Source organism: Aggregatibacter sp. 2125159857, assembly GCF_017798005.1.
Lineage (GTDB): Bacteria > Pseudomonadota > Gammaproteobacteria > Enterobacterales > Pasteurellaceae > Aggregatibacter.
Genome location: NZ_CP072548.1, coordinates 1 through 19,367, shown reverse-complemented (window position 1 = coordinate 19,367; position 19,367 = coordinate 1). Strand labels below are relative to the sequence as shown.

The following is a 19,367-nucleotide window of genomic DNA, read 5'->3' as shown; positions in this document are numbered from 1 at the left end:
CCTTATCTTTTTCGAAATAAACTTATCGACTCCAAATGACCGGTTTGTGGGAACATATCGATCATGGCGACTTTATCCAATTGATAGCCTGCGTCACGCAAGATTTCCGTATCTCGCACGAGTGTTGCAGGATTGCAAGAAACATACAGAATGCTTTCAGCCTGTAACTGACAGAGCGCATTTAAAGCAAATGCTGCCCCTGTGCGTGGTGGGTCGAGCAAAATTTTATTGAAGGGTTGCTGCGCCCACGGTTGACTGATAAAGGGTTTATCCAAATCGGTCCGGTAAAATTGGACATTATGACAACCGTTTCGTTCGGCATTGGCGCGGGCTTTTTCCACCATCGCAGAAACGCCTTCAATGCCTACCGCACTTTTTACTTTGCGACTCAGCGGTAAGGTGAAGTTGCCCATACCACAGAATAAATCTAACACATGATCCTGTGGATTAAGCTCCAACCAGTCTAACGCTGTTGCGATCATTTGACGGTTTAATTGTGCATTAATTTGAATGAAATCGCGAATATCAAATTGCAACGTGATGTCATCACCCAAACGGTAATAAGGCTGTTCGCCATACCAATGTTCAATGCTGTCATGTTCTTGTACAAATAACATGAGTTGGTGTTGTTCGGCAAATTGCAGCAATAAAGTGCGGTCGGTTTCATCGATGTTTTTTACATGGCGCAATAACATGGCGATGCCATTGTCTGCCGCAACAAGTTCAATATGCCCCAGTTGTTGTGGTGTTGTCCATTGCTCGAAAAGTGCGGTCAGTTTGGGTAATAAATCATTCAGCGGCTGTTCCAGCACCAAGCAATGTTCAATCGGAATGATTTGCTGTGAATTTTTACGCCGTAAGCCGATATTCAGCTTACGGTTTTTGCTGTCAAATAATACGCTTAAACGTGCCCGACGACGGTAATGCCAAGGCTCGCCTTGCAATAACGGCATGAAATGAATGGGTTCCGGCTGTAAACGGGATAGGCGTTGAACCAATGCGGTTTGCTTGGCAGAACGTTGTAATTCAATAGGAATGTGTTGATTTTGGCACCCCCCGCATTGTTCAAAATAAACGCATGGAGGAGTCTGGCGCTGAGGACTTGGGTGTAAAATACGCTGTGCTACGCCTTGACCATATTGGCGTTTTTCTTCCAATACGCGAACCTCTACGCTTTCTTGCGGCAACGCGTTTTCAATAAACCAGGTTTTGCCGTTGATTTTAGCCACACCTAAGCCTTGATAATCTAAATCAAGAATGTGTGCGGTGAAATTTGCGGTCTTTTTCTTTGGTTTGTTGTCGCTGTAAAGTAATGCCATGTTATTTTGAATATAAGCTGTGTTGGGTGAATAATTCTCGACTTTTCAAGGGTTTGTCGCCTAAATAGGGTTTTAATGCAATGCGCGTGAAGCGTTTGGCTGCCGATAACACGGCAGGATCATCAAATTGGGTTTGCTCAAAGGCCAATAATTCGCGTCCGTAAAAGGTTAAATTATCTTTGATTAAGGAAGCAATAAAGCCTTTTTCTTCGCGGTAACGATAGGTCATGTCCGCTTCCACGGCTTTACCTGAACCTGCGCAATGAGTGAAATCAATGCCATAGCCTAAGGTGCGCAAAAGTTGAAATTCAAAGGTGCGTAGCGCAGGTTCCACGTGGGTTTGTGATACGGCTAATCGCGTTAAACATTGCAAATAGTGTTGGAACAATTGCGGATAGGCTGTTTCCGGTTCCAATACACGGCAAATGAGTTCGTTTAAATAAAAGCCACTGCATAAGGCGACATTTTGTAAGGGTAAGGCAATGGCAGCAGGTTCTGCTTTGGTGAGAATTTTCAGATCACCGCGACCGCTCCAACGTAGCAGGAGCGGCGTAAAGGGTTGTAGCACGCCTTTTAGCATGGAACGCTTTGCCCGTGCGCCTTTTGCCAATACGCTGATACGCCCGAAATCTTCTGTTAGTAAATCTACCAATAAACTGGTTTCGCTGTAAGATTTGCGATGTAGTACGAAACCGCGTTGCCAATTTTCGATGATGTCGCCCTTTCGTCGATAAAAAACCGGTGTTTATTTTAGCAGATTTCCCACCGCACTTTGTGGGATTTTGTAGGCGATTTTAGAAGAAAAGGAAATGGGATGACGGCATGGCTGACACAAAATGTGGAAAGAACACTCAAGCTAAGATCGCGGCCCATTTTTCACAAGCCACGATCGCCAGCCTTGCTATGCCTTAAAGCAATATTCCGTCCATTGATAATACTCACTGTCGACTTTTACAATACCGCCGTAATTTTGCCATTCCGGGTGATTTGGCGTGTCCGGAAGACATTGGGTTTCCAACGCAACGCCACTGTAATCGGCATATTGTGTACCATGTCGAGTGGGTGTGCCGGCGAGAAAATTGCCGGTGTAAACCTGCAATGCCGCTTGCGAAGTCAACACTTCCAAATGCAAATCGTCATTCGGTGAACTGAGCAAAACACAAGGTTTTTGCCAGGCTTTGTTGACGACAAAAGAATGATCGTAGCCTTTGGTGGCAAGCTGTTCGCCTTGCAGAAAATCCTGTTGAATCGGCTTGGCAACGCGAAAATCAAAACTGGTGCCGATAACGTGTTTTAACGGCGAATTTGGAATCCCTTCGCTATTTACCGGCAAATAGAAATCCGCATTCAAGCGCAAGCGGTGATGGCGAACATCTGTCCCCAGCTCGGCATTTTCTAAATTGAAATAAGCATGGTTAGTTAAATTCAATGCCGTATCCTGATCGCTTTTACCGGCATACTCAATTATGACCGAATTTTCTTCCGTTAAGGTGTAAGTCACTGTCACATCCACATTGCCGGGAAAGCCTTGATCGCCGTCGGCGGAATGTAAGGAAAAACACACGAAATTTTCACCGCACTTTTCTAATGTCCAACGGCGTTTATCAAAGCCGTTTACGCCGCCGTGAAGTTGGTGCTTTCCTTGATTGGCGGTTAAGGTCACGGTTTTATCATTAAACGTAAATTGCGCATTGGCAATGCGATTGGCATAACGCCCGACACTTGCGCCTAAATAGGCTTGCTGAACGGAATACTCTTCCAATTTGCAACCCAGCAAGACTTCACGCAATTCTCCGTTGACCGGCACGCGACAAGACGTCCACGTTGCGCCCCAATCGGTAAATTGCACACGCATTCCTTGCGCATTTTGCAACGTGAAAAGCTGAAACGGCAAACCGTCCGGCGCAGTGCCTTGGGCGTGTTGTTCTAGCATACACGCACTCCTTGTGAAGCCGTGCAAACATAAAAGTCTTCTTTCAAGCCTGTTTGTTTTTCGTAATTGTCTGCCACGATTTTGCGTACGGCTTCTACTTTATCGTGTGGTGCAAGGGCAACAATACAACCGCCGAAGCCCCCTCCTGTCATGCGTGCACCACCCTGTTTACCGATGACCAACTGTGCCAATTCCACTAAGTAGTCAATTTGTGGCACGGTGATTTCAAAATCGTCGCGCATGGAATCATGCGACTGCCCCATTAATTCGCCAAGACGAGTTAAGTCATTATGTTTCAAGGCGTCTACCGCATCTAATACGCGCTGATTTTCTGTCACCACATGGCGGGCGCGTTTTGCCACCAGCGGATCAAGTGCGGTCAATTCTGCTTCTCTTTCTTTAAACTGTGCCACAGACACATCACGCAGGGCTTTCACGCCGAAAAATGCCGCTGCACGTTCACATTGCTGACGGCGGGTGTTGTATTCGCCGGTGACCAAATCATGCGGCACATTCGAATTCACGATAATCACCGCCACATCGTGCGGCACAGGTGTTGGTTGGGTCTCAAGGCTACGGCAGTCAATCATCAACAAGTGATCTTGTTGCCCGAGCGCAGAAATTAGCTGATCCATATTGCCACAGTTGGCACCAACAAATTTGTTTTCTGCTTTTTGCCCGATAAGTGCAATGTCTGTATGGCTTAAAGGCAAATCGCTCAGCTGCTGACAGAATTTTCCTGTTGCCACTTCTAACGCAGCAGAAGAACTCAAGCCGGAAGAATGCGGCACGTTACCGGAAATCACCAAATCCGCCCCTTGTTTAAAATCAGGACAACGTTCCTGAATGAATTTCACCACACCACGTACATAATTCGCCCATTTTTGTTCACTTTGAGGGATTTCTTTATCGAGTGAAAACTCATCAGACAAATCCAAATCAGCGGCATACACATTCCAAACATGATCGTTGCGTTTCGTTCCGGCAATCGCCGTGCCATAGTTAATCGCACATGGCATCACAAAGCCATCGTTGTAGTCGGTATGTTCGCCGATGATATTAACGCGACCCGGCGCATACACGGTCAATTCAGGTTGTTTGTTATATTTTTGGGGGAAAATGTGTTGGGATTTTTGGATTGGGGTCATGTTATTTCCTTTCTCTTTGTCATATCTCTCAAACCACTCCCCTCTTTTGTAAAGAGGGGCAGGGGGAGATTTAATTGTGATATTTAAATTTCGTATGAGGTTGGTATAGCTTCTGCCACAAACGCTTGCGTTTGAACGTTGCTTTAGCAACGGCACGAAGTGCGAGCGAAGCGAGTAAATCTCCCCTAACCCCTCTTTGCTAAAGAGGGGAATTGGGCGCATTATTTCAGTTTATAGTGAATTTCACTCAACTCACGCAGTCTTTCTGCTGCTTGTTCTGCCGTTAAATCACGTTGGCTTTCGCCGAGCATTTCATAGCCCACCATAAACTTGCGAACGGTAGCGGAGCGTAAAAGCGGCGGGTAGAAATGGGCGTGCAATTGCCAATGGTTGTTTTCTTCGCCGTTAAACGGTGCAGCGTGGAACCCCATGGAATACGGGAAAGAGGTTTCAAATAAGTTGTCGTATTTGGTCGTGAGTTTTTTCAATATCACCGATAAATCTTTCGCTTGCGCGTCAGTTAATTCCGTTAAGCGTTTAACCTGTGCTTTTGGCAACAACAACGTTTCAAACGGCCAAACCGCCCAATACGGCACCACGGCAATCCAATGTTCTGTCTCCACAACGATGCGTTCTTTGCGTTCCAATTCTTGTTGAGCATAATCCACTAACAGCACGGAGCCGTGTTTCTCATAATATTGACGTTGTGCTTTATCTTCTCTCGCCACTTCATTCGGTAAAAAACTGTTTGCCCAAATTTGTCCGTGTGGATGTGGGTTAGAACAGCCCATCGCTGCGCCTTTGTTTTCAAAGATTTGAACCCATTGGTATTTTTGACCGAGTTCACGGAGCTGTTCCTGCCAGACTTTAATGACTTCTTCGATCTCAAGTGCGGTCAATAATGGCAACGTTTTACTGTGATCCGGCGAAAAACAAATCACGCGACTTTCCCCGCGCGCTTGCGAGCTTTGGAATAACGGATTGTCATTCTGCTGTGGTGCCGGTGTGTCTTCTAACAGCGCGGAGAAGTCGTTTTTAAACACATAAGGTTTGTGATAATCGGGATTCGGTTCACCGGTAATGCGTTTATTACGCGGGCAAAGATAGCAATTCGGATCGTGACTTGGCTTTTGTTCTTCATTGACTTTCTCTTGTTGTCCTTGCCATGGACGTTTAGCGCGATGAGGAGAAACTAAAACCCATTGGTCGGTTAACGGATTATATCTGCGGTGCGGATGATCGGTAGGTTCAAAAACAGTTGTCATAATGTACCTCTGTTCGGTTGTATTTAATTTATGAAAACGATTACAAAAATATGACATAAAATAGCATATTTCACAAATTAAACTGTTATCAAGATCACAAAAATGCATTTCTTTTTATTCAAGCAATCAGGCTATTAGAAAAACTGTGACAGAGACAACACTTTTAAAAGTAAGCGTTTCCAAAAAATCTTTTTTCCGATTATTATTTCCGTTGTTTTCATTTTTATCTAGAAAGGGGGCTGCATGGTTACGATTCGTGATGTGGCAAAACAAGCCGGTGTTTCTGTCGCGACGGTCTCTAGGGTATTAAATAACCATCCTTGTGCAAAAGAACACACCCGCGCCGCTGTACTGAATGCGATTGAGCAATTAGGCTACCGTCCGAATGCCAATGCGCAAGCTTTGGCTTCGCAAAGTTCTGATACATTAGGTGTCGTGGTGACCGATGTAACGGACGCTTTTTTTGCGATTTTAGTGAAAGCGGTCGATCACGTCGCCATGGAACATGGCAAAAATATTTTGATTGGTATGGGCTACCACCAGGCGGAGAAGGAAAAAGAGGCCATTGATACCCTGCTGCGTAAACGTTGCCATTGTTTGGTCGTGCATTCCAAGGCGTTAGACGATCAAACTTTAGCAGATTATTTAGAAAGTGTGCCGGGCATGGTGATTATCAACCGCTGTATTAAAGGTTATGAATCCCGTTGTGTTGGCTTGGATAATCAAAAAGGCACCTATATTGCGACCAATACGCTGATTAACGCAGGGCATCGCCATATCGGTTATATTGGTTCGAACCATAGAATTAACGACGAAGCTGAGCGTAAACAAGGTTATTTGAATGCGCTTACAGAACAGGGGCTCCCCATTGTCGAAAATGCCATTGTGCATAGCACACCGGATTTTGAGGGCGGGGAGGAGGCCATGATTAACTTATTGAGTTATAACGATAATTTAACAGCAGTCGTTGCCTACAATGATTCTATGGCGGCAGGTGCGCTATCCGTCCTTAATGAAAACAATATTAACGTGCCGAAACAATTCTCTATTATTGGTTTTGATGATATGCCGATTGCACGTTATTTGGTGCCAAAACTCACAACCATTCGCTATCCTATTGATCTTATGGCAAATTATGCCGCAAAACTGGCGTTAAGCTTGGTGGATAAAAGCTTATCTATGCCTATTAATCCGCAATTTAATCCAACATTAGTCAGACGTTTTTCAGTAGCAAATAGAGAAGCACGGGAAAAATAGGATTAAAACTGCATTATTTTTAAGCGAAAAGATGTAATCGTTTTCATAAATGTGAATATGATCACATTCTTTCACCAAAAAACAAGGTATCCTTACCGCCAATTACCCGAGTAGCGATTGCAGTGTAAAAAGGTAAGATGATTGATAATAATGCTTTAATGAATTATCACTGAAACAAAGCCCTCTTATTATTTATACCCACAATGAATGGAGAACATGCATTATGAAAAAAACCGTATTAAGTGCAGTTGCTTTAGCCGTAGCTTTCGGTGCCGGCATCAGTGCAGCACAAGCAGAAACCCGTATCGGTGTGACAATCTATAAATATGACGACAACTTTATGTCTTTGATGCGTAAAGAAATTCAAAAAGACGCAGATCAATTAAAAGACGTGAAATTATTAATGAATGACTCTCAAAACGCACAGTCTATTCAAAACGACCAAGTTGACGTATTACTTTCAAAAGGCGTAAAAGCGTTAGCGATCAACTTAGTTGACCCATCTGCTGCACCAACCATCATTGGTAAAGCAAAACCGGACAATATTCCTGTTGTGTTCTTCAACAAAGACCCGGGTGCAAAAGCAATCGCTTCTTATGATAACGCTTACTTTGTCGGTACCGATCCGAAAGAATCCGGTATTATCCAAGGTGACTTAATTGCCAAACAATGGAAAGCCATGCCGGCATTAGACTTAAACAAAGACGGTAAAATCCAATACGTTTTATTGAAAGGCGAACCGGGTCACCCGGATGCAGAAGCACGTACCAAATATGTGATTGAACAATTAAATGCACAAGGTATCCAAACCGAACAACTCTTCATTGATACCGGTATGTGGGATGCAGCCTTAGCGAAAGATAAAGTGGATGCCTGGTTGTCCAGCTCTAAAGCAAATGACATTGAAGTGATCATTTCTAACAATGACGGTATGGCATTAGGCGCATTAGAAGCAACCAAAGCACACGGTAAAAAATTACCAATCTTCGGTGTTGACGCACTACCTGAAGCATTACAACTTATCAAGAAAGGTGAACTTGCCGGTACGGTGTTAAATGACGGTGTAAACCAAGGTAAAGCAGTTGTTGAGTTATCGAATAACTTAGCGAACGGCAAACCGGCAACTGAAGGCACCAAATGGGAACTTAAAGACCGTGTGGTACGTGTTCCTTATGTGGGCGTAGATAAAGATAACTTATCTGAATTCTTAAAATAAATTTGTTTTATTAATGTAAGGGGAAGCGTAGGACAACACTTATGTCCCTTCCCCTTTATTTATGAGGTTGGATATGACAGAACAAATTCACAGTCAAAGCGGAAGCCAAAATGGCGAAGTCCTGCTTACCATGACTAATGTCAGCAAGTCCTTTCCGGGCGTAAAAGCCTTAGATCACGCAAACTTAAGCGTCCGTTCGCATTCTGTACACGCATTGATGGGGGAAAACGGTGCGGGTAAATCCACGTTGTTAAAATGCTTGTTCGGCATTTACGCTAAAGACGAAGGTGAAATCTTGTTTTTAGGCAAACCCGTGAATTTTAAAACCTCAAAAGAAGCTTTAGAAAACGGCATTTCCATGGTGCACCAAGAACTTAACCTTGTGCGCCAAACCAGCGTCATGGATAACCTGTGGCTAGGTCGTTACCCGCTGAAAGGGCCTTTTGTGGATCACGCAAAAATGTACCGTGATACCAAAGCGATTTTTGATGAATTGGACATTGATGTTGATCCAAGAGAAAAAGTCGCCAAACTTTCTGTTTCACAAATGCAGATGATCGAAATCGCGAAAGCGTTTTCTTACAACGCGAAAATCGTGATTATGGATGAACCAACATCCTCACTTTCCGAAAAAGAAGTGGAACATCTGTTTAAAATCATTCAAAAATTAAAAGATCGCGGTTGTGGCATTATTTATATTTCTCACAAAATGGACGAAATCTTCAAAATTTGTGATGAAATCACTATTCTACGCGATGGCAAATGGATTAACACTATCCCGGTGAAAGGCACAACTATGGATCAAATTGTGTCCATGATGGTGGGCCGTGAACTGACTCAACGTTTCCCGGAAAAAACTAACGTTCCAAAAGAAATCACCTTAGAAGTGGAAAACCTGACAGCGTTAAACCAACCTTCTATTCAAAATGTGTCTTTCAATTTACGTAAAGGGGAAATTTTAGGGATTGCAGGTCTCGTCGGCGCGAAACGTACAGATATTGTTGAAGCCATTTTCGGCGTGCGTGAACTGAAAAGTGGCACGATTAAACTCAACGGAAAAATAGTAAAAAATCACACCGCACTTGAGGCAATCAATAATGGTTTTGCGCTCGTGACCGAAGAACGTCGTTCAACAGGGATTTACTCTAACTTAAGCATTGAGTTCAACTCGTTGATTTCCAACATGAAATCTTATTTAACCCCTTGGAAATTGCTCAGTAATAAGAAAATGAACAGTGACACACAATGGGTTATTGATTCCATGAATGTCAAAACGCCATCGCACAAAACAACGATTGGCTCACTTTCCGGCGGTAACCAACAAAAAGTCATCATCGGTCGTTGGTTATTAACCCAACCGGAGATTCTGATGTTGGACGAACCGACCCGCGGGATCGATATCGGTGCAAAATTTGAAATTTACCAATTAATTCAGGAACTGGCGAAAAAGGATAAAGGCATCATCATGATTTCTTCCGAAATGCCTGAACTCCTTGGGGTAACCGACCGCATTCTCGTCATGAGTAACGGTAAAGTTGCCGGTATCGTTGAAACGGCAAAAACCTCTCAAGAAGAAATTTTGCAACTTGCCGCAAAATATTTATAAATAACAAAGGAACAAATTATGAGTGCCTTAGAAAAAAATAAATCATTCGATTTCCTAAAACAAAATGCGATTTATTTTGTGTTGTTGATTTTACTTGGCATCATCATCGCACAAGATCCGACATTTCTTAACTTGGTTAACTTCAGTAACATTCTGACCCAATCCTCCGTGCGTTTAATCATCGCTCTTGGGGTTGCTGGCTTATTGGTCACTCAAGGTACCGACTTGTCTGCCGGTCGTCAGGTTGGTCTCGCCGCGGTAATCTCCGCGACCATGTTGCAATCCATGGAAAACATGAACCGTGTTTTCCCTGACCTCGGTGAAATTCCAATTCCGGTAGTTATCCTTGCTGTTTGTGCTGTGGGTGCAGTCATTGGTTTAGTCAATGGTTTGGTTATCGCTTACTTAAACGTAACGCCGTTTATCGCCACCATGGGTACTATGATTATCGTTTACGGTTTCAACTCCCTTTATTACGATGCCGTAGGCGGCTCCCCTATCGCCGGTTTCAGCGAAAACTTCTCCACCTTTGCACAAGGCTTTATCCGTCTAGGTTCGTTTAAGCTTTCCTATATCACCATTTATGCTGCTATTTGTGCTTTCGGTGTGTGGGTGATGTGGAATAAAACACGCTTTGGTAAAAACATTTTTGCTATTGGTGGTAACCCTGAAGCGGCAAAAGTTTCCGGTGTAAACGTTGCTCGTAACCTTGTTGTCATCTATATGATTGCCGGTATGTTCTATGCGTTCGGTGGTATGTTGGAAGCCGGCCGTATCGGTTCAGCAACCAATAACCTCGGTTTCATGTATGAATTGGATGCTATCGCAGCCTGCGTGGTAGGCGGTGTGTCTTTCGCTGGTGGTGTGGGTACGGTTATCGGTGTGATTACTGGGGTAATCATCTTCACCGTCATTAACTATGGTTTGACGTATATCGGTGTAAACCCTTATTGGCAATACATCATCAAAGGTAGCATCATCATCCTGGCTGTGGCTATCGACTCCTTGAAATACGCGAAGAAAAAATAATCTTCCGATTCATGAAACGTTAAAAAACGCCATAAAAAACGACCGCACTTTATATGTTATGGTTCGATGGCATAAAAAGAAACCCGATGTAATATCGGGTTTCTTTTTTTATCAGTTAATCTTTTACCAGCCCTAAATTGCCGATTTTAATCCCCAAATGCCCCAATGCTACCGGAGAAATTTGCTCACTCAAATAAATGAACAATTCATCCAAATCGGTGAAGTCTTTTTTAATTTTAATTTGGTCTTCCACTTTGCGGGTAAAGGTATAGTTTGTTTCATTGCCGTTGATGTGCGCTTCTAAGGTCACATAAATGGTCTCAAAAAAGTGGCTTTTCGCCCCTTCTTCGCCCGGATCGCTGATTCTGACGTTCCATGTGTTGTTAAATAAAATTTCTGTTTTCACTGTCATAATAACCTCATTCATATCAATACATTACATAAACTTTACGAATAGAAAAAAGCCCGATAATAAAATCTCTTATCATAGAAATCTTATTATCGGGCTTTTCGTAATAACGATTCGCGTGTTTCGCTTGACGTTGATAGCTGCCTTTGCCTTTCTTATTTCGTTCAATGCGTTGGCGAAAGAGTTTATCGTGTAATAACGCTTGAATTGCATTCTCTTTAATCACACCGCGCTGATGCTGATAGGTCATTGTTCCTTGCGAATGTTGAGGCGGTGTCTGCAAGGCATGTTTTTGTTTTGCCATGATTCTTCCTCTTGTGAATGAAAATATAATGTGTTTTTTAAGGGCTAAAAAACGGCACACATTATAGCGGATTCCGCTGAAATGAAAAGCTGTTGCACGGAAAGCGAAACGCGAAAACCCAATTTTTATTGGCATTTCACTGTCGCCTTTTTGTACAAAAAAAGGTAGAATTAGCCCCTTTTTTATTACCCGCGATAGACTTTTTGAGAAAATTTATGAGTTCTACCCCAAACATCGGCTTTGTCAGCCTTGGTTGTCCCAAAAATTTAGTGGATTCAGAACGTATTCTGACGGAATTACGTTCCAACGGTTATAACATTATTCCGAGCTATGAAAATGCTGATTTAGTGATCGTGAACACCTGTGGCTTTATTGACAGCGCCGTACAAGAATCTTTGGAAGCCATTGGCGAAGCGTTAGAAGAAAACGGTAAAGTAATTGTGACCGGCTGCCTTGGTGCAAAAGAAGATCAAATTCGCCAAGTGCATCCAAAAGTGTTGGAAATCAGCGGCCCACACAGTTATGAAACCGTGATGAACCAGGTGCAAAAATATGTACCGAAACCGGCCTATAATCCATATGAAAGCCTGCTACCGGCGCAAGGTGTGAAACTCACGCCAAAACATTACGCCTATTTAAAAATTTCTGAAGGCTGCGATCATCGTTGCACTTTCTGTATTATCCCGTCTATGCGTGGCGATTTAGATAGCCGTCCGATTACTCAAGTCTTGGATGAAGCTAAACGTTTGGTGGATGCCGGCGTAAAAGAGCTGTTAATCGTTTCCCAAGACACCTCCGCTTATGCCTTAGACCAAACCAAAGAAAACCAAAACAAAACCGTCTTCTGGAACGGCATGCCAATTAAAAACAATTTAATCAGCTTGTGTCGCCAATTAGGCAATTTGGGCATTTGGGTTCGCTTGCACTATGTTTATCCGTATCCGCACGTGGACGAATTGATTCCACTGATGGCGGAAGGCAAGCTGTTGCCTTATTTGGACATTCCATTGCAACACGCCAGCCCGAAAATCCTGAAAGCCATGAAAAGACCCGGCAAAATCGACCGCACTTTAGAGCGCATTAAAGCTTGGCGTGAAATTTGCCCGGAATTAACCTTACGCTCCACCTTTATCGTTGGCTTCCCGGGGGAAACGGAAGAAGATTTCCAAATGCTGTTGGATTTCTTGAAAGAAGCCCAGTTAGATCGCGTGGGTTGTTTCAAATTCAGTCCGGTAGAAGGTGCGCCGGCGACAGAGATGCCGGATCAAGTACCGGAAGACGTGAAAGAAGAACGTTATCATCGTTTCATGCAACTCCAACAAGCTATTTCCGCCGCCCGTTTACAACAAAAAATCGGCAAAACGTTGAAAGTCATTGTGGATGAAATCAACGAAGAAGGCATTATTGGTCGTTCCATGGCGGATGCGCCGGAAATTGATGGCTTGGTCTATGTAGATAATCAAAGCCAAAGTGCGGTCAATATTGGCGACGTTATTTCTGTGCAGATTACGGATGCCGATGAATACGATTTATGGGGAACCTGTTAATTCCTTCAACAAAAATCCTCGCCATGAGGATTTTTTTATGACTTTAGAGAGAGAAAAAGAATGCAACCAATCAACATCCTTTTCGTTTGTTTAGGCAATATTTGTCGTTCCCCGATGGCGGAATATTTAATGCGGGAAAAAATTAAACAAGCCCATTTGCAAGATAAAATTTTTACTGCCAGCGCCGGTACCTCCGGCTGGCATGACGGTGAAGGCATGCACTGTGGCACGGCGGACATCCTGGATCAACATAAAATCGCGTCGAACGATTTTGTCAGTCGCAAAGTGCGGTCAAAAGATTGGGCAGATTTTGATTATCTCATTGCTATGGACAATGAGAATCTACGGGATTTGGAAACACTATTTGGACATCATCCGGAAAAACTGTTTCAAATCACCGCACTTTGCCCAGATTTAGGCATCGATCACATTCCGGATCCGTGGTTTACCAAAAATTTCAATCAAACCTATGAATTATTAGATGCGTGTTGCGATGCGTTGTTAGATAAAATTAAGCAAGAACACAGATTGTAGTAAGCGTTATACGTTATACACTTATTTTGTGATCTCTCGCACATTTATTTCCGGTGAGATTTGCTACTATAACCCTAACATAACAGTCGTTATGTCGAATCAAAACTTGATATGAGGTATTTCCACTATGTTTCCTGAATTTAGAGATCTAATTACTAAACTTAAAACTGAAGATGCACATTTTGCCAATTTGTTTGATAAACATAATGAGCTCGATCAACGTATTAAAAACATCGAATCCAATATTGAATTGGGCACGCACAATGAAGTGGAATTGTTGAAGAAGGAAAAATTACGCTTAAAAGATGCCATGTACGAAGTGTTGAAAAAGGCTGACGCAAAATAAGTTAATGGCAGAGAATGCACGTGTAAAGTGCGGTCAAAAACTCAGTAATTTATCGCTGACTGCGGCACGATAAGGCTCATTGTGCCAATGTGTCTTAAGTAAGATTTAAGCGCCACGGCACGGAATCTAATGTGGAACGTGCATGATGGCGCTTAATTAATGTAAGAAAGACAAGCACTGAGGTTGTTAGGATTACGTTAAGTGATTATATCGCAGCTCACTTCAACAGAAATAAAAAGGACTGATTTCGATGTAATATCGTTGTCAGTCCTTAATTTTATTGTCTCGTTTTTCGTGGGCGGATTCAATTCTTAATTATTTTCCACCGCACTTTTAGTGTTTCGTCGTTGGCTTATTTAATTACACCACATGCCATACGTGCACCGCCACCGCCAAGTGGTGCTGGGTGATCAGAGTGATTGTCGCCACCGGCATGGATCATGATGGAATGACCACGAACCTCATCAAGGTGTTTAAGGCGTGGCGCAAGAACCGGATTGGTGGCTGTGCCATCATGTAATACGGTTAATGCCGGTAGATCCCCTAAATGGGCGTCATCTTGCCATGGATAGCCATGTTGTTTTGTGCCTTTAGGATCCCAGTGACCGCCAGCGCCTAAGCCCGCAGTGAGTTTTCCTTCTTTTTCTTTTGGTTCACAACTTGGATTTTCATGAATATGGAAACCATGTAATCCTTCGCTTAATCCTTGCAAATTCGGGGTAAACACTAAACCGTAATTGGATTCAGTAATGGTAACGGTCCCCACATCTTTATTACCGTTTACCGGATCAAGTTGTTGTACTTTCACTTCAATGGAAGCACCGGTAGGTGCCATATGGTCGTGTTTGTGTTCATGCGCATTGGCGACAGCGCTCGCACAGATTGCGCTGATGCTTACGGCTAAGAGCGTTTTAAATTTCATTTATGTACTCCTTTTATGTTAAAGATCTCTTATATTCTAACTAAAATAAGGCATAAATCGAGCATTTTTAGAATGTTATTGACTATCAACGACATTTGAATTTTTTATCTTTTTTCTTTAATCGAAATGAGATTTATTTATAATAGGCATCACTGCTATTTTATTTAGGAGAAATCAGATGGCTAAAGAAGAAGTCGGTCATAATTTTTTGGCACGTTTAGGTAAAACCCGTTTGCGCCCTGGCGGTCGTAAAGCCACCGATTGGTTGATTGCAAGCGGTGATTTTAATAAAGATAAAAAAGTCCTCGAAGTGGCCTGCAATATGTGCACCACCGCCATTGGCTTGGCAAAACAATATGGTTGCCGGATTGAAGGTGTTGATTTAGATGAAAACGCCTTGGAAAAAGCTAGAGCCAATATTGCTGCGAATAATTTACAGGATAAAATCCATGTGCAACGTGCCAATGCGATGAAATTGCCTTTTGAAGATAATACGTTTGACATTGTGATTAATGAGGCGATGCTCACCATGTTGCCTGTTGAAGCCAAAATGAAGGCCGTTGCCGAATATTTTCGCGTATTGAAACCGGGTGGCTTTTTGCTGACTCATGATGTGATGTTAGTAGGGGATGACCATAAAACCATTTTGGAAAATATGCGCAATGCCATCAATGTGACGGTCACGCCATTAACCAAAGAGGGGTGGAAACAAGTATTTTTAGACAGTGGTTTTCGTAATATTGAAACCTTTTCCGGTGAGATGACACTGTTGTCGCCAAAAGGCATGATCTATGACGAAGGCGTGTTAGGTACACTGAAAATCATTAAAAATGCCATGAAAGCGGAAAATCGTGAGCAGTTTAAGAAAATGTTTAGCACCTTTAATGACCCTGAGCATAAATTGCATTTTATTGCGGTTTGTAGTCAGAAGTGATCTACTTTCTTGAGATTAGCCTCCCAAACTGGAGGCTAATTTCTTTTATAATGATTCAATTTTGCCTGACTCGATCTTAAAAGTACGGTGCTTTTTCGGTTGCATTTCTTTGAGCTGGTTTTGTGTAATGGCGGTGACAAAAACTTGTGAGCCGCTGTTTTGTAGGCGTTCAGCGAGAAGACTGCGTTTAGTTTGATCCAACTCGGAGGCAAAGTCATCAATGAGGAAAATACAATGGCGCTGTTTTTGTTGCATCAAATGTTCACCCTGAGCCAAACGTAATGCACACATTAATAATTTCAGCTGACCACGCGATAAAATATCTTCCACCGGCAATCCATTGGCTTTAAAGCGAAAATCGGCTTTTTGCGGACCGGAAACCGTATAGCCTAATGCACGATCCCGCTGGAAATTACGCTCTAGCAATTCTGCGTAGCTTTGTTCTTTTTCCCAGCCTTGATGAAAACTCGCGCTAATGTCGAGTTCCGGCAGGAATAAACGGCAGGTTTGTTCAATTTCCAGTTGTAGGGCCTGCGCATATTCGGCTCTGAGCAGACTTACCTGCTCAGCAAGTTTGACTAATTCCACATCCCAAATTTTCATTTGTTGATAACCGGAAATTTGCTGTAAGGCGGCATTTCGTTGTTTGAGTAAACGGCTTAAACTCGCCCACAGGTTATAAAAACTCACGTGATGATGAAATAAGCCCCAATCAAGAAAGGCGCGGCGATAGCTAGGGCCGCCGTTGAGCAAATTTAAACCTTCCGGCGTGATGATTTGCATGGGCAATAAGTGTGCGAGGTCGGAAATTTTATTGCCGTCTTCGCCATTGATTTTCACGAGCGTGTTGCCTTGGCGTAGCTTTTGTAAACCTACCGACCATTGATGTTGCTGTTCTTGAATTTGCCCAAAGAGGGTAAAGTGCGGTTGATCGTAAGAAATAATCCGATTACTGACCGCACTTTTAAAAGAGCGTCCGTGACCTAAATAGAAAATGGCTTCCAATAAGCTGGTTTTGCCGCTACCGTTGTTGCCAACCAAAAAGTTAAAGCCGTGATCTAATTCCAGATCCACGGCTTGTAAATTACGAAAATTTTCAACGGTTAAACGTGAAATCGCCATAGATTATAAGCGCATCGGCATAATCACATATTCTGCGCTGGCGTCTTCACAATCTTCAATTAAGCAGCTGGAAGAAGCATCGGTTAAGCGCATACGCACTTGATTGCATTTCAACGCATTCAATACATCAAGAATATAGCTGACGTTAAAGCCCACTTCCATTTCTTCGCCACTGTAAGAGACATCGATAATTTCTTCTGCCACTTCTTGTTCCGGGTTGGTGGCGGTGATTTTCAGTTGGTTTTCACTAAGTTGTAAGCGTACGCTACGGAAACGTTCGTTAGATAAAATTGCCGCGCGTACAAAGGCTTGTTTTAAGGTTTCCCAACCGGCTTCAACGATGCGGGTGGCGTTGCGTGGCAACACACGACGGTAATCAGGGAAACGACCATCAATAAGTTTTGATGTGAATGTAATATTGTTTAATTGAATGCGCAGGTTATTGGTACCGATTTGCAAACGCGCCGGTTGATCGCTTGGTTCCAACAAACGAGCCAGTTCTAACACGCCTTTACGCGGTAAAATCACCGAATGGGTTTGTAAATCTTGTTCTAATGGAATAGTACAAACCGCCAAACGGTGCCCATCGGTTGCAACGGTGCGTAATAAATTACCTTCCGTTTCAAATTTCATACCATTTAAGAAATAGCGCGCGTCTTGATTTGCCATGGAAAATTGAGTGGCTTCAATTAAACGGCGTAGTGTCGCTTGCTCAAGGGTGAAATCCACTTCTGATTGCCAATCCGTGAGATTCGGATAATCTTCCGCGGGTAACGTGGATAAATTAAACTTACTGCGATCAGAACGCACAATGGCGCGATCTTCTTCAAATGTGACGGTAATTTCCGCATTCTCCGGCAAACTACGGCAAATATCTAAGAATTTCTTTGCCGGCATGGTGAATTTGCCATCTTGTTCGGCATGAAGCAATGGTGTTTTGGTGGAAAGCTCCACTTCTAAATCCGTGCCGGTAATGGTTAATTGATGATTCTCAATGTGTAATAAGACGTTATTTAACACGGGAATATTCGGGCGACTATTTAATACGCCACACACTTGTTGCAACGGTTTCAATAAATTTTCGCGGGAAATAATAAATTGCATTTGGTGACTCCTATACGGATAAAATTCGAATTAAATTAGCCCAATCTTCTTGGATATCCAGCTCGGATTCCCGTAATTCAACGACTTTACGACACGCGTGTAATACTGTCGTATGATCGCGATCCCCGAAAGACTTACCGATTTCCGGCAGGCTGCGGTTGGTCAATTCTTTTGCTAACGCCATTGCCACTTGGCGCGGACGAGCCACTGAGCGGGAGCGGTTTTTTGATTTTAAATCGGAGACTTTAATGCGGTAGTATTCCGCCACCACTTTTTGAATATTGTCAACCGTGACTAACTTATCTTGCAGTGCCAACATATCTTTCAGGGTTTCACGCACAAAATCGATAGTAATCGGTTCACCTTTAAATTCCTGCATGGCTTTCACTCGATTTAAGGCGCCTTCCAATTCTCGCACATTGGTGCGTAATTTTTGACCGATGAAAAACGCCACATCGTGGGGTAAATTCACGTTATTTTCTTCCGCTTTTTTCATCAAAATGGCAACACGGGTTTCAAGATCAGGCGGTTCAATGGCGGTTGTCAGTCCCCAGCCAAAACGAGATTTTAGGCGTTCTTCAATTTTTTCAATTTCTCGTGGATAACGGTCTGAAGTCAAAATGATTTGGCGACCACGTTCAAATAAGGTATTGAAAATATGGAAAAATTCTTCTTGGGTTTTTTCTTTATCGCTGAAAAATTGAATATCATCCACTAACAACGCATCTAAAGATCGGTAGAATTTTTTAAACTCTTCCATTTTGTTATCGCGAATATAAGCCACAACCTGTTGAACGAAGCGCTCAGAATGAATATACACCACGCGCGCCTCCGGATTGTTGGCAATAATACCGTTGCCGATAGCATGCAATAAGTGGGTTTTACCTAAGCCTGTACCGCCATATAAAAAGAGCGGATTAGCGGTTTGTTCGCCGGGATTATCTGCGACCTTTTGCGCCACTGCGCGCGCCAGTTGGTTGGATTTCCCCTCAACAAAATTTTCGAAAACTAATTTGGTATTTAGGTTGGAATTGTAAGGTGTTTTACTGGTGTTTTTTTCTTCCGAAAAACCGACCGCACTTTGTTTTTTCGTAGGTTTCTCTACTTTTGGTGCAGTGGGTTTAATGCCTTCAATAACAGATACATTGAGATTTGGGTTTGCGCTAGCTTGACGGGCAACATCTAGAATTAATGGCAGGTAATTATCGATCACCCATTTTTGCACAAAGGCATTTGACGCATAAAGCAAAAGGCTCTCAGCCGTTGCCTCTGCTTGCAACGGATAAAGCCAAATTTTGAAATCGTCTGCAGGAATTTTATCTTGAATTTGTAACAAACAGCTTTGCCAAAGTGCATCAGACCGGTTTTCCAC

At 43.0% G+C, this 19,367-nt stretch carries 19 protein-coding genes; 8 read left to right on the top strand and 11 right to left on the bottom strand.

Annotation, left to right across the window (positions count from 1 at the left end; all coding sequences use genetic code 11):
• Positions 1–2 precede the first annotated feature (2 nt).
• From rlmD to galT, 5 genes are all read right to left on the bottom strand, one after another.
• Complete coding sequence (gene rlmD / locus J5X96_RS00095) at positions 3–1,319, bottom strand: 23S rRNA (uracil(1939)-C(5))-methyltransferase RlmD (RefSeq protein ID WP_209363476.1); 1,317 nt, start codon at positions 1,317–1,319, stop codon at positions 3–5.
• Position 1,320: 1 nt separating this feature from the next.
• Positions 1,321–2,034, bottom strand: coding sequence for a DNA repair protein RecO (gene recO / locus J5X96_RS00090; protein ID WP_209364704.1), 714 nt, complete (start codon positions 2,032–2,034; stop codon positions 1,321–1,323).
• 186 nt (positions 2,035–2,220) lie between these two features.
• A complete protein-coding gene (galM, locus tag J5X96_RS00085; RefSeq protein ID WP_209363468.1) occupies positions 2,221–3,252 on the bottom strand; it encodes a galactose-1-epimerase in 1,032 nt (343 codons plus the stop codon).
• A complete protein-coding gene (gene galK, locus J5X96_RS00080; RefSeq protein ID WP_209363466.1) occupies positions 3,246–4,400 on the bottom strand; it encodes a galactokinase in 1,155 nt (384 codons plus the stop codon). The genes galM and galK overlap by 7 nt, the downstream gene beginning before the upstream one ends.
• Positions 4,401–4,621: 221 nt before the next feature.
• On the bottom strand, positions 4,622–5,665 hold the full coding sequence (galT, locus tag J5X96_RS00075; protein ID WP_209363464.1) for a galactose-1-phosphate uridylyltransferase: 1,044 nt from the start codon (positions 5,663–5,665) through the stop codon (positions 4,622–4,624).
• A 243-nt stretch (positions 5,666–5,908) separates the two neighbouring features.
• Here galT and J5X96_RS00070 point away from each other — a divergent pair, with 243 nt between their 5' ends.
• The 4 genes from J5X96_RS00070 (at position 5,909) to mglC (ending at position 10,773) form a co-directional block, all read left to right on the top strand.
• Positions 5,909–6,922 carry a substrate-binding domain-containing protein gene (locus tag J5X96_RS00070; protein WP_209363462.1) on the top strand — a complete coding sequence of 338 codons (1,014 nt, stop codon included), beginning with the start codon at positions 5,909–5,911 and terminating at the stop codon, positions 6,920–6,922.
• 223 nt (positions 6,923–7,145) lie between these two features.
• Complete coding sequence (gene mglB / locus J5X96_RS00065) at positions 7,146–8,138, top strand: galactose/glucose ABC transporter substrate-binding protein MglB (protein ID WP_021616310.1); 993 nt, start codon at positions 7,146–7,148, stop codon at positions 8,136–8,138.
• Positions 8,139–8,211: 73 nt separating this feature from the next.
• Complete coding sequence (gene mglA, locus J5X96_RS00060) at positions 8,212–9,744, top strand: galactose/methyl galactoside ABC transporter ATP-binding protein MglA (RefSeq protein ID WP_371812525.1); 1,533 nt, start codon at positions 8,212–8,214, stop codon at positions 9,742–9,744.
• A gap of 18 nt (positions 9,745–9,762) precedes the next feature.
• Entirely contained in the window at positions 9,763–10,773 is a 1,011-nt protein-coding gene (gene mglC, locus J5X96_RS00055; protein ID WP_021616308.1) for a galactose/methyl galactoside ABC transporter permease MglC, read from the top strand.
• Between the two features lie 115 nt (positions 10,774–10,888).
• On the opposite strand, the gene J5X96_RS00050 is transcribed toward mglC, so the two are convergent.
• A complete protein-coding gene (locus J5X96_RS00050) occupies positions 10,889–11,185 on the bottom strand; it encodes a DUF5377 family protein (protein WP_245193495.1) in 297 nt (98 codons plus the stop codon).
• Positions 11,186–11,201: 16 nt separating this feature from the next.
• The gene (locus tag J5X96_RS00045) at positions 11,202–11,486 is read right to left on the bottom strand and encodes an alternative ribosome-rescue factor A (protein WP_209363458.1); all 285 of its coding nucleotides are present in this window, start codon (positions 11,484–11,486) and stop codon (positions 11,202–11,204) included.
• A gap of 215 nt (positions 11,487–11,701) precedes the next feature.
• Here J5X96_RS00045 and rimO point away from each other — a divergent pair, with 215 nt between their 5' ends.
• From rimO to J5X96_RS00030, 3 genes are all read left to right on the top strand, one after another.
• Complete coding sequence (gene rimO / locus J5X96_RS00040; protein WP_209363456.1) at positions 11,702–13,033, top strand: 30S ribosomal protein S12 methylthiotransferase RimO; 1,332 nt, start codon at positions 11,702–11,704, stop codon at positions 13,031–13,033.
• A gap of 60 nt (positions 13,034–13,093) precedes the next feature.
• A complete protein-coding gene (locus J5X96_RS00035) occupies positions 13,094–13,567 on the top strand; it encodes a low molecular weight protein-tyrosine-phosphatase (protein WP_209363454.1) in 474 nt (157 codons plus the stop codon).
• A gap of 127 nt (positions 13,568–13,694) precedes the next feature.
• Complete coding sequence (locus tag J5X96_RS00030) at positions 13,695–13,913, top strand: YdcH family protein (protein ID WP_021616303.1); 219 nt, start codon at positions 13,695–13,697, stop codon at positions 13,911–13,913.
• A 352-nt stretch (positions 13,914–14,265) separates the two neighbouring features.
• On the opposite strand, the gene sodC is transcribed toward J5X96_RS00030, so the two are convergent.
• The gene (sodC, locus tag J5X96_RS00025; protein ID WP_209363452.1) at positions 14,266–14,835 is read right to left on the bottom strand and encodes a superoxide dismutase family protein; all 570 of its coding nucleotides are present in this window, start codon (positions 14,833–14,835) and stop codon (positions 14,266–14,268) included.
• 178 nt (positions 14,836–15,013) lie between these two features.
• Between sodC and J5X96_RS00020 the strand changes: the two genes are divergently transcribed.
• Positions 15,014–15,769: a class I SAM-dependent methyltransferase gene (locus J5X96_RS00020; RefSeq protein ID WP_209363450.1), complete on the top strand. Its 756-nt coding sequence runs from the start codon at positions 15,014–15,016 to the stop codon at positions 15,767–15,769.
• Positions 15,770–15,814: 45 nt separating this feature from the next.
• Here the strand turns inward: J5X96_RS00020 and recF are convergent, their stop codons facing one another.
• From recF to dnaA, 3 genes are read right to left on the bottom strand one after another with little or no spacing between them, the layout of a single operon-like run.
• Positions 15,815–16,891 (bottom strand): DNA replication/repair protein RecF, encoded by a 1,077-nt coding sequence (gene recF, locus J5X96_RS00015; protein WP_209363448.1) that lies wholly within the window; start codon positions 16,889–16,891, stop codon positions 15,815–15,817.
• Positions 16,892–16,894: 3 nt separating this feature from the next.
• Entirely contained in the window at positions 16,895–17,995 is a 1,101-nt protein-coding gene (dnaN, locus tag J5X96_RS00010) for a DNA polymerase III subunit beta (protein ID WP_209363446.1), read from the bottom strand.
• Positions 17,996–18,005: 10 nt separating this feature from the next.
• Positions 18,006–19,367, bottom strand: a complete 1,362-nt coding sequence (gene dnaA, locus J5X96_RS00005; protein ID WP_209363444.1) for a chromosomal replication initiator protein DnaA — start codon at positions 19,365–19,367, stop codon at positions 18,006–18,008.

Bases quoted from the DNA above. Each gene is read 5' to 3' on its own strand.
- rlmD (WP_209363476.1), bottom strand. From the start codon at position 1,319: ATGGCATTACTTTACAGCGACAACAAACCAAAGAAAAAGACCGCAAAT.
- galM (WP_209363468.1), bottom strand. From the start codon at position 3,252: ATGCTAGAACAACACGCCCAAGGCACTGCGCCGGACGGTTTGCCGTTT.
- galK (WP_209363466.1), bottom strand. From the start codon at position 4,400: ATGACCCCAATCCAAAAATCCCAACACATTTTCCCCCAAAAATATAAC.
- galT (WP_209363464.1), bottom strand. From the start codon at position 5,665: ATGACAACTGTTTTTGAACCTACCGATCATCCGCACCGCAGATATAAT.
- J5X96_RS00070 (WP_209363462.1), top strand. From the start codon at position 5,909: ATGGTTACGATTCGTGATGTGGCAAAACAAGCCGGTGTTTCTGTCGCG.
- mglB (WP_021616310.1), top strand. From the start codon at position 7,146: ATGAAAAAAACCGTATTAAGTGCAGTTGCTTTAGCCGTAGCTTTCGGT.
- mglA (WP_371812525.1), top strand. From the start codon at position 8,212: ATGACAGAACAAATTCACAGTCAAAGCGGAAGCCAAAATGGCGAAGTC.
- mglC (WP_021616308.1), top strand. From the start codon at position 9,763: ATGAGTGCCTTAGAAAAAAATAAATCATTCGATTTCCTAAAACAAAAT.
- J5X96_RS00050 (WP_245193495.1), bottom strand. From the start codon at position 11,185: ATGACAGTGAAAACAGAAATTTTATTTAACAACACATGGAACGTCAGA.
- J5X96_RS00045 (WP_209363458.1), bottom strand. From the start codon at position 11,486: ATGGCAAAACAAAAACATGCCTTGCAGACACCGCCTCAACATTCGCAA.
- rimO (WP_209363456.1), top strand. From the start codon at position 11,702: ATGAGTTCTACCCCAAACATCGGCTTTGTCAGCCTTGGTTGTCCCAAA.
- J5X96_RS00035 (WP_209363454.1), top strand. From the start codon at position 13,094: ATGCAACCAATCAACATCCTTTTCGTTTGTTTAGGCAATATTTGTCGT.
- J5X96_RS00030 (WP_021616303.1), top strand. From the start codon at position 13,695: ATGTTTCCTGAATTTAGAGATCTAATTACTAAACTTAAAACTGAAGAT.
- sodC (WP_209363452.1), bottom strand. From the start codon at position 14,835: ATGAAATTTAAAACGCTCTTAGCCGTAAGCATCAGCGCAATCTGTGCG.
- J5X96_RS00020 (WP_209363450.1), top strand. From the start codon at position 15,014: ATGGCTAAAGAAGAAGTCGGTCATAATTTTTTGGCACGTTTAGGTAAA.
- recF (WP_209363448.1), bottom strand. From the start codon at position 16,891: ATGGCGATTTCACGTTTAACCGTTGAAAATTTTCGTAATTTACAAGCC.
- dnaN (WP_209363446.1), bottom strand. From the start codon at position 17,995: ATGCAATTTATTATTTCCCGCGAAAATTTATTGAAACCGTTGCAACAA.